This window comes from Flavobacterium sp., assembly GCF_036405015.1.
In the GTDB taxonomy this organism is placed as follows: Bacteria; Bacteroidota; Bacteroidia; order Flavobacteriales; family Flavobacteriaceae; genus Flavobacterium.
This window is the reverse complement of record NZ_DASWYK010000138.1, coordinates 1-2765: the sequence shown is the minus strand read 5'-3', so window position 1 is coordinate 2765 and position 2765 is coordinate 1. Positions and strand designations below refer to the sequence as shown.

1 protein-coding gene is annotated in these 2765 nt (G+C 33.9%); it reads right to left on the bottom strand.

The window, feature by feature from the left end:
* Positions 1–43: 43 nt before the first annotated feature.
* Positions 44–2212 carry a hypothetical protein gene (locus VGE71_RS10580; protein ID WP_331138304.1) on the bottom strand — a complete coding sequence of 723 codons (2169 nt, stop codon included), beginning with the start codon at positions 2210–2212 and terminating at the stop codon, positions 44–46.
* Between the last annotated feature and the right edge of the window lie 553 nt (positions 2213–2765).

Sequence of the window (2765 nt, the reverse complement as noted above, 5' to 3'; positions counted from 1 at the left end):
AAAAAAAAAAAAAAAAAAAAAAAAAAAAAAAAAATCGCTCTTATTATTTCTCCATACTTATATAAGAAGGATAAGATTCTCTATTTGGCAAAACAAATTCTTCATCAAAAGGTTGCGTACCTTCTTTATTATTATATAATGCCACACGTTTAGTTCCTGTCGCTGTACTTCCGCCAGTACTATTAATAACATTTTGAATGTTTCCAGAACCTGCAAAACGGGTAATACACATTTTCTCCAATTTCACATTTGGACTATTGGGTATTTCAAATCCGTTTTTCTTATTGACATTTCCGTCTGTTCCAGTAAAAACCGCATAAGATCCCATCCCTGTAGTATGGTGCTCTTTTACAGTATTTGCAACTTTAAAAGCTGCATAACCATCAACACTGCCTCCCTGACTACTCCAACTTTTTTGATTTGGAGCATCGTATGGCGGTTCGTTCTGAAAGAAATAAGTTTTTCCACGTTCTCCCAACCATAGAACTTCATATTCTTGAAAATGTTCAACAAATAAAGCATAAAGTGTAACATCATTTCCTTTAACAATAAGTCCATTTTTACATCTATCTCTTGTCCAACGCGCATCTCCACCTTTCTGTGAACCATGATCAGCGCGCCACAACCAAAAGTGATCTCCTACAACATTATTACTGTTGATCTGCATAGAAACCTGTATCTGAATATTCTTCGACTGAACCCCACCTACTCTGCATGTGATATCTGAAAACAGAATAGGATTTACGGCATGACTTGTATTTGCTCCTTCGTTACCAATTCTAATTTGATACGTTGTACTATTAAATGAATCCATTAAAAGTCCGGCAATGATAATTCCATCTTTATCATCAGCATAAACACAACCCCAAGTATTTTTCTCAGTCGGTTCCAAAGTTACAGAAGCGATGCCGGCACCTAACAATATTGCATCTTTTCTATTCACCTGAATCGGAGCGTCTAAAGAATAATGCCCTGGAGTGAAAAATATATTTTTACCTGCTTTTAATGCTGAATTTATTTCAACATTTGTATCTCCTTCTTTGGTAACATACCAATGTCTAAGCAAATCCTGAATTTCACCTTTCCCCATATCTGTAGCTGACCAAGAAACTCCTAGTCTATCTTTTTGCCAGGCTGGAACAAATACTTTATAATCTCCATCTTTATCAATAAAAAGAAATGGTTTTTCTCTAATAATTGGAGTTGTGGAAATTGAAGTATTAGACTCATTTTCTTGCGGCTGATTTACACAACCTTGCCAAACCATATTGTATGAACCGCCCATATTTCCTGATCCTAAAGGAAAAATCGTATTTCGGGTGTACCATTGCTGTTGCCCGCCCCAGTTTGGTCTATTAGTTGTATAATGAGTATCGGCAATAAAGCCACCACTACCCCAAAAATTTGTATCTCCAATATCCGAAATGTATTTCGAAGTACTTTTAATCAGCAATCTTCTTGCGCTAGTTGACTGCGAAACTGTCCACGAAAAATCACGCATTACTTCTACATTCTCAACAGAACGCCAAAAAGTACAAGTAGCATTTGCTCCACCAGAAAGATGAGGTCTAGTAAATATCGCTCCCAATTTAACATCGGAGGGCAATTTTCCTAAACCTCCAATATGCGAATAAAATCCTAATTCTATCGCGTTTGCTTCTGTCGAAGATGCAGAACCAGAACCACCAGAATCATAGGTTTGTCCATTAATATTTGGCTTAAAATAATATGCCTGACGTTTTGTTGTCCACTCGCCATTTGCGCCACCCAAACCTACGCTACCAAAATGTGAATTAATCTCATTACGGGCTGTTTCTGCTTTCTCATATTTCCTATCATAGAAATACATATTGTCACCAAAAATCTGATTTTCAAGTGAAATTATTATGGTCATATCGTTTCGGGTAACTTTATAATAATTCTCATATTTATCTGCGTTTGGTTTATTATCTGTAAATATTAATTTAGAAGTAGATCCTACCAAAACAGATTCAGACGCTAAACGACTTCCCCCACGTATAATGATATAATTTCCAGAAGAACCAAAAGACGACCATGACAAGGTTATGCTTCGCTTGTTCTTATTATAGATAATTTTTCGTTCTATTTTGTTTCCTTGTGCTTTTTCGTTCATCGAATAAGCCGAAACAAAACTGCATAGAATAAGTACACACACAAAAGATGCGAGCACATCAATCATTTTTTTACTCATAAAATTTTTGATTTTGTGGTTAGATAGTTTGTAATTTCTGTAGTTTTTCAGGAAGTCTAAAATAGCGATAATCTCTAACCTTAATGGTAGTTTACATTTTCAATTTTCTTATCAAAAACTATACAAGACTCAGTTTTTCATATAAATAATATTACAAAAACAACATCTTAAACAAAAAGATGGCTAATAAAACAACCATGAATCAATCAAACTAGAACACGTAAACCACTTACTCATTTTTTTTATGAACAATGTTTTTTTAATAAAATCCATCTATTTTAAGTCTTCATTAAATTAAAAAACAAGGCACTTTCTTCAAGCCAAATTTTGCTTTCTGCCTTTTTATAGCAAGAATACTAACTAAACCAACTAGAATGTCTCTCATAATTTCATTAATAACTTAAATTATTTTGTAGCAAACACCCACCAAACAACGATTGAGCAAACTTTCACAAATGTTAACAAAATAGATTTTCAAAAACCATACATAATTGTATTTTTACGGTTCAAAATTCAGAAAATAAATGGGCAAAATCATTGCTATTGCTAATCA

Coding starts and splice junctions, on each gene's coding strand:
- VGE71_RS10580 (WP_331138304.1), bottom strand. CDS start 2,212: ATGAGTAAAAAAATGATTGATGTGCTCGCATCTTTTGTGTGTGTACTT.